Source organism: Microcystis sp. M53603_WE2 (assembly GCF_030065435.1).
This window is the reverse complement of the sequence record NZ_JASJFF010000391.1, coordinates 1-6,286: the sequence shown is the minus strand read 5'-3', so window position 1 is coordinate 6,286 and position 6,286 is coordinate 1. Positions and strand designations below refer to the sequence as shown.

Here is a 6,286-nt window from a genome sequence, read left to right as displayed (position 1 = left end):
TTTACCGACAGATGGGGGAATTAAACCGATGCTCCGCGGTTGATATTCTGGTCGGATTTCATCCCCCGCAAAGGTGAGTATCTTGTCGAAAAATGTAGCGGGGGCATTCATCCGACATTCTAGGTAAAACCTTGGTAAACCTTAATTTAGACAAGGCAATCAAGAAAAGATTGCCGACATTTTCCAAGGCGCCACCCAGATTCGAACTGGGGGTAAAGGTTTTGCAGACCTCTGCCTTACCACTTGGCGATGGCGCCGATCAAGCACTACTTATCCTAGCATAACAGTTGGCAGTTTGCCAAGACTGGAACCTAAGAGTTGAGCGATCGATCTATAATTTATGCAGCAGTTCTCTAATATAGTGGGGGATTTCAGGCTTAAAAAAGCTATTATGATGAGAAATCAAAGATATTTACTAACTTTTATCGGTTTATTGGCTTTATCCTTGCCAGTACAGGCTAATAATGCCGTTTACCTTAGCCAAAGTTCTAATCCTGCCACGACTTTTGACAGTTATCGTCAAGAATGTTTACAAAGAGCGCGCGCGGAGGGATTAGCTGCTGATGTGGCCAAAGATCTATGCGACTGCACGATTAAAAAATTCCAAGCTCGTTACAATCTACAGCAATTCCGCACCCTCGTGCAGAAGTCGAAAACCGATAAAGCTGCCGCTAGGACTTTAGCGAGTGTGGGAGAAGCTTGTTTTGATGAGATTTTGTATGAATAGCAGGGATAGGGGGTTTTTTAGCTATCACCAAAAAAGCTCTCCCTGCTCCGCAGCTCTGGCGCTCATAGACAGTCTTAACAAGTAATTTAGATAGTCAACAGCTTATTTTTGAGTATCAAGACGATTATCAATGGCGATAATTTCTCTCTCAAATTCTTTAGGAATGCCTCCCAATCATTAATAAGTTCAGGTGTATTATACTAAATCCTGTTTTAAAAGTATAGGAGGGTAGGGAGTGGGGAATTAGGGAAGCAGGGAGTGGGTTTTAAAAGTTCGATTGGCAGTTAATCGCACTATTAAAAAACGATTTTGTATTATTATCTAAATTCTTGGAGATTGTTGCTGTATAATCGGAATGACTGACCCCGCTTTTCATCTGAACTATGCCTATTCCAGATTTTCAATCGATTATGTTGCCGCTATTAAAAATACTTGCAGATGGCAAAGTTTATAAATATCGAGAAATTTTTGAAGCCTTGGTCAGAGAGTTTCAAGTCACGGAAGCGGAAAGAAAAGAAATGCTTCCCAGTGGACAACAAGAAATTTTTGCTAATCGAGTCGGTTGGGCAAAAACCTATTTAAAGAAAGCGGGATTAATTGAGTCACCCCAAAGGGCAACTTTTGTAATTTCTGAGAAAGGAAAAGAAATCTTATCTCAAAATCTAGACCATATCGATACAAAATTTCTCAGGCAATTTCCTGAGTTTCAAGAATTTACTAGAGTCAATAAGCAAAATGAAACTATTACTCTTGAAAGCAATTTATCAACTTCTGATCAAGAACAAAACCCAGAGGAATTACTAGAAAACTCCTATCAAGAAATTCGTCAAGCATTAGCGACAGACTTACTTTCTATTCTGCGAAAATTATCCCCAGATGCTTTTGAAAAATTAGTAGTAGAATTACTGGTAAAAATGGGTTATGGTGGCTCGATTAGAGATGCAGGTAAAGCAGTGGGTAAGAGCGGTGATCAAGGGATTGATGGAATAATAAAAGAAGATAGACTCGGTTTAGATATAATCTATATTCAAGCCAAAAGATGGGCTGATAATAATGCCGTTGGTCGTCCAGAAATCCAGAAATTTGTCGGGGCATTAGCGGGACAAGGAGCCAAAAAAGGCATTTTTATCACTACTTCCTATTTTACCCAAGAGGCTTTAGAATATGCCCCCAGAAATGAGATAAAAATAGTGCTGATTGATGGAGAAGAATTAGGTCAATTGATGATTGATTATAACCTAGGTGTATCGACCCAAAAAATCTATGAAATCAAGAGAATTGATCATGATTATTTTGGGGATGAATGAGAGAGAGAGGGGGACAAGGGTTACAGAAAACGGCTATGGCGTTAAAATAGATGGAAAAAACAGAGGATAAAAACTATGGACGGTATGACCTTTTTTCAGAAAAGTGCGGGACAGTGGAAATCTCAGCGCACCACCCATCATTTACCCTTTCGACGCGCAGAAACCGGCGATTCCGAGATTTATGTGGAAGCTTTAAGCGCCGATAACCCGAAAATTATCGCTATCTGTGAAATGCACGAAGTGGATCCCGCTAAGACTGTGGGGGGTGCCTTTGTCAGTTGGGATGGTTCGATGCAGTGGGACAAAGAAAACGAAAATCATCAAGGAACCACCGTTTTTGCGCTAATTCCCGACGAAGATAATCCCCAAGCGGGTGTTCTCCTGCGGGAGCGAGGTTATGCGGAAATCATTCCCGTGGCGGGCCGTTATCACATTGATGAACAGGAAGGTTTAGTCTTAATTACAGAATACGAAACTATGACCTCGATCGAGCGTTTTTGGTTTGCCGATACCGATTTACGTCTCCGCACTAGCACAGTTCAACGTTTTGGCGGTTTTAATACGGCCACTTTTTGTGCTGAATCCCGCAATCAGTCATCGGAGTCAGTCTCTAGTGATTCCCCCGAACCATCATCCTATTCGATTAGTGGCTGGTAAATTCAGTTATCAGTTATCAGTTATCAGTTATCAGTTATCAGTTATCAGTTATCAGCTTTTTTCTCCCATCTCCCTAGAGTGGTTTCATTCTCTCAAATGTCATTCTCTCTAATCCTTGTCTGGCAACGTTTTTAGTCGATTTCTCGGAATAAATATCTGAAAATTTTTCAAAACGTCGCGCTTTGTAGGTTGATTCATGAATCAACCTACTATGAGAGCAAAAACCTGTACTCCCCTGCTCCCTAGCTTACCTCATAAGCGATTAAAGGTAGCAAAAAAAAGAATTAGATTCGGAGAATGAATCAACCCTAGGGGTTTGGGTAGGGTTGATTCATGAATCAACCCTACTATGAATCAACCCTACTATGAATCAACCCTACTATGAATCAACCCTACCCATCTCCCCGCTCCCCCGCAACGCGCACGAAGTGGTCTCCCCGCTCCGGCGCTCCCTGCTCCGGCGCTCCCTGCTCCGGCGCTCCCCAACACCCCGGATGGTAAGCAAGTTTTCTTAACAATTGTAAGAATTTTTAATATTTCTTTTCTAGTTGGCACCTACTCCCTTATCATTAGGAGGAAAGTTTTTTAAGCATTTCTAAGGATACGGAGGTTTACCCTTGGCCATTCCTCTTTTAAATTACGCCCCCAAGTCCCAAAACGTGCGGGTAGCTGGTTATGATGTCGGTGGAGACGAAAAACCGAGAGTTTACACGACGGAAAATGTCCTCTCCCCTACCGACCTGGACGATTTAATCGAAGCCGCTTACCGTCAGATTTTCTTCCATGCCTTCAAATGGGATCGGGAACCTTTCCTCGAATCCCAATTGCGTAATGGACAATTATCGGTGCGGGATTTCATTCGTGGTTTACTGTTATCGAAAACCTTCTATAACAGCTTCTACGAGAAAAACAGCAACTATCGCTTTGTCGAACAGGTAGTACAAAGAGTTCTCGGTCGCGATGTCTATAGCGAAAGAGAAAAAATTGCTTGGTCGATTGTCGTTGCCACCAAAGGGATTCAAGGTTTTGTCGATCAACTTCTCAACAGTGACGAGTATCTGCAAAGCTTTGGTTATGATACCGTTCCCTACCAACGTCGTCGCACCCTGGCCAGCCGCGACATCGGTGAACGTCCATTCAACATCACCTCGCCTCGCTACGATGGCTACTATCGTGGTATTTTGGGCTTCCCCCAAATCGTTTGGCAGAATGCTGTCCGTCGCTATGTTCCCCAAGAGCAAAAACCCAAAGCTGGCGATCCTTCCAGCTTCTTGGCTATGGCCCGGGGTCTCGGTAGTGCCAAAGGCAATCCTGTACCAAGAGTCTCCGCTATGAATATTAACATCGAGGCTTCTGTACCCCGTCGTTAATTTTTAGCTCAACTTGCCGGGGAGAGTCCCTAATTGGCAGAATGACCCCCGAACCATAATCAGGTTATTTTGTGAATTGGTGGCTCTCCCTATGGGGTTACTCCTGAGATAATCCCCCCACCGAGAACGATTTCCCCTTCATAAATCACGGCTGCTTGGCCCGGGGTGATGCTAAATTGTGGTTCATCGAAAACCAGCTTCACTTGCTCATTTTCTAGGGGAATAACATTGACGGGAACGGCCGGAGAACGATAACGGACCTGTACTTGCGCGCGGATAGGGGTGGTGGGTTCGGCAATAGAAACCCAGTTCATCCTTCCGACAAGACAAGCGGCACTAACGGCACTGGCGCGATTACCGACGATAACCCGATTCATGACGGGATCGAGTTTTACCACATAGAGGGGTTCGGCGGCGGCGATGCCGATGCCTTTGCGTTGTCCGATCGTATAATGATGGATACCGCTATGTTTACCCAAAACTTTGCCATCGAGATCGACGATATCGCCCTCACTAACAGCGATATACTTATCCAAGAACGATCGCATCGTTCCGTGAGCTTCAATCAAGCACAAATCCTGACTATCGGGTTTATCTGCTGTTTTTAAGCCGAATTCCTGGGCAATCCTGCGGGTTTCTGCCTTGGTTTGTTCTCCCAAGGGAAATAAAGTCCCACGCAGTACATCTTGAGTTAGATCATAGAGAAAATAGGATTGATCTTTATTTTTATCGACGGCGCGCAGCAGTTGATAACGGTTATTTTCCGGAGAAAAACGAATTCTAGCGTAGTGACCGGTGGCAATAGTATCCGCTTCTAAGGTTTCCCTAGCATAATGCAGCATCGGGCTAAATTTTACCGCTTTATTGCACTGAGAACAGGGCAGCGGTGTGATTCCCGCTTCGTAACCGGAAACCAGATAATCAATAATTTCTTTTTGGAAAAGCTCGCGACTATCGACAATATGATGGGAAACCCCCAACTGCTCACAAATAAAGGCCGCATCTACCATCCCCTCGGAGCAGCATTGACCTTTACCCTTCATTAACCACAGGGTCAAGCCAATAACATCATAACCTTGAGCGTGTAAGGCGGCAGCGGCAACAGAGCTATCTACTCCCCCCGATAGACCGACAACAACTTTTCCCATAAACCTTGTCATGATTTTTAACCAATATACTTTCTAGACTAGCATCTCCTCCTTTAAAATTTGGACATGGTGTACCCAAATTTTGTGTGAGGACAAACCAGCATGATGAGAACAAACCTACTGTTTTTCTCGGCCTTATTTTGGTTAAAAGTCGGGATAATCGCTCAAGCAACCGTGCTGCTAAAAGCAAACTTATCTTTTGCCCAGAATCTTTATCCCGGTCGTCGTTTGCCCCCACCGCCGGCGGTGAGACAACCAACTAAACGTTCAGACAGTCCCAGTGCTGTTAATTGTTCCCAATGTTCACCCTTAAATTTACCCCTCGTTAATTCTCCATCAGTTCGCCCCCCGGTGGCTGCCCCAGTTTCCGGTAATCAACCCCTGAGAGAATACGTTTTTCAAGCTCCCGCTACCGTGCGGCCCGCCGATGCTACGGTGATTAATAATCATCCTCGTCCAACTGTCAATCCACCGGCACCCAGACCTGAAAATCGCGCCAATAAACCCCCCGCACCACAGCAGCGGGTTATTGCTACTAATCAACTCTTTCGCGTTGAAGTTAAAAGTAATAGTGCAGCAGCGTTGGCGAAAATTAAAGAAATTGAACCCCTCGCATTTATCCGCGCGGGAGAAAATGTTATTCAAGTGGGGTTATTTCAGCAACAATACCAAGCAAAGGAAAGAGTACAAGAGTTGACTAAACAGGGTTTTAGCGCCCAGATTATTACCCTCAATAATTAGTAAAGTTAGGGTTGAAAATATTAATAATAATCCGGGTTCAGGTCTGGGAATTATCCCTAAGTCTCCTTAACCCTTGCCCTGCTGCGGGTTAATAAAACCGCTTGTAATACTAAATCCTGTTTAAAAGGTATAGGAGAGTGGGGAGACACAATATTAATTGAAATTGTCAAAAATTAATTTTGAGGGCAAGTTTTTAAGTAGCTAGACACAATTAATTACACATAAGTAGCTGGTTATATAGCGTTTCCCAATCTCATGAGGTACACCAAAATCTTAACTCCTGACTCCTGACTCCTGACTCCTCAAAACCTAAGACTCTGTACCTCACAACTATGG

6 protein-coding genes and 1 tRNA gene are annotated in these 6,286 nt (G+C 43.9%); 5 read left to right on the top strand and 2 right to left on the bottom strand.

From position 1 onward, the window contains the following. Window positions 1-186: 186 nt before the first annotated feature. Window positions 187-257 (bottom strand) — tRNA-Cys (locus tag PX481_RS08320). Window positions 258-391: 134 nt separating this feature from the next. Here PX481_RS08320 and PX481_RS08315 point away from each other — a divergent pair. The 4 genes from PX481_RS08315 to PX481_RS08300 all read left to right on the top strand — a co-directional run bounded on the left by PX481_RS08315 (window position 392) and on the right by PX481_RS08300 (window position 4,061). Further along, window positions 392-727 (top strand): hypothetical protein, encoded by a 336-nt coding sequence (locus PX481_RS08315; RefSeq protein ID WP_147071731.1) that lies wholly within the window; start codon window positions 392-394, stop codon window positions 725-727. Window positions 728-1,110: 383 nt separating this feature from the next. Continuing rightward, window positions 1,111-2,034, top strand: a complete 924-nt coding sequence (locus PX481_RS08310; protein WP_147071733.1) for a restriction endonuclease — start codon at window positions 1,111-1,113, stop codon at window positions 2,032-2,034. A 75-nt stretch (window positions 2,035-2,109) separates the two neighbouring features. Further along, a complete protein-coding gene (locus PX481_RS08305; protein WP_002795626.1) occupies window positions 2,110-2,691 on the top strand; it encodes a phycobiliprotein lyase in 582 nt (193 codons plus the stop codon). A 617-nt stretch (window positions 2,692-3,308) separates the two neighbouring features. Then, on the top strand, window positions 3,309-4,061 hold the full coding sequence (locus PX481_RS08300; RefSeq protein ID WP_287732694.1) for a phycobilisome rod-core linker polypeptide: 753 nt from the start codon (window positions 3,309-3,311) through the stop codon (window positions 4,059-4,061). Window positions 4,062-4,150: 89 nt separating this feature from the next. Here the strand turns inward: PX481_RS08300 and mnmA are convergent, their stop codons facing one another. Continuing rightward, the gene (gene mnmA, locus PX481_RS08295; protein ID WP_288023815.1) at window positions 4,151-5,209 is read right to left on the bottom strand and encodes a tRNA 2-thiouridine(34) synthase MnmA; all 1,059 of its coding nucleotides are present in this window, start codon (window positions 5,207-5,209) and stop codon (window positions 4,151-4,153) included. 102 nt (window positions 5,210-5,311) lie between these two features. On the opposite strand from mnmA, the gene PX481_RS08290 reads away from it, so the two are divergent. Further along, window positions 5,312-5,950: a hypothetical protein gene (locus PX481_RS08290; RefSeq protein ID WP_288094336.1), complete on the top strand. Its 639-nt coding sequence runs from the start codon at window positions 5,312-5,314 to the stop codon at window positions 5,948-5,950. The last annotated feature ends 336 nt before the right edge of the window (window positions 5,951-6,286 follow it).

What these genes read in the sequence shown, in the direction of transcription:
- PX481_RS08315 (WP_147071731.1), top strand. Translation starts at nt 392, where the DNA reads ATGATGAGAAATCAAAGATATTTACTAACTTTTATCGGTTTATTGGCT.
- PX481_RS08310 (WP_147071733.1), top strand. Translation starts at nt 1,111, where the DNA reads ATGCCTATTCCAGATTTTCAATCGATTATGTTGCCGCTATTAAAAATA.
- PX481_RS08305 (WP_002795626.1), top strand. Translation starts at nt 2,110, where the DNA reads ATGGACGGTATGACCTTTTTTCAGAAAAGTGCGGGACAGTGGAAATCT.
- mnmA (WP_288023815.1), bottom strand. Translation starts at nt 5,209, where the DNA reads ATGGGAAAAGTTGTTGTCGGTCTATCGGGGGGAGTAGATAGCTCTGTT.
- PX481_RS08290 (WP_288094336.1), top strand. Translation starts at nt 5,312, where the DNA reads ATGATGAGAACAAACCTACTGTTTTTCTCGGCCTTATTTTGGTTAAAA.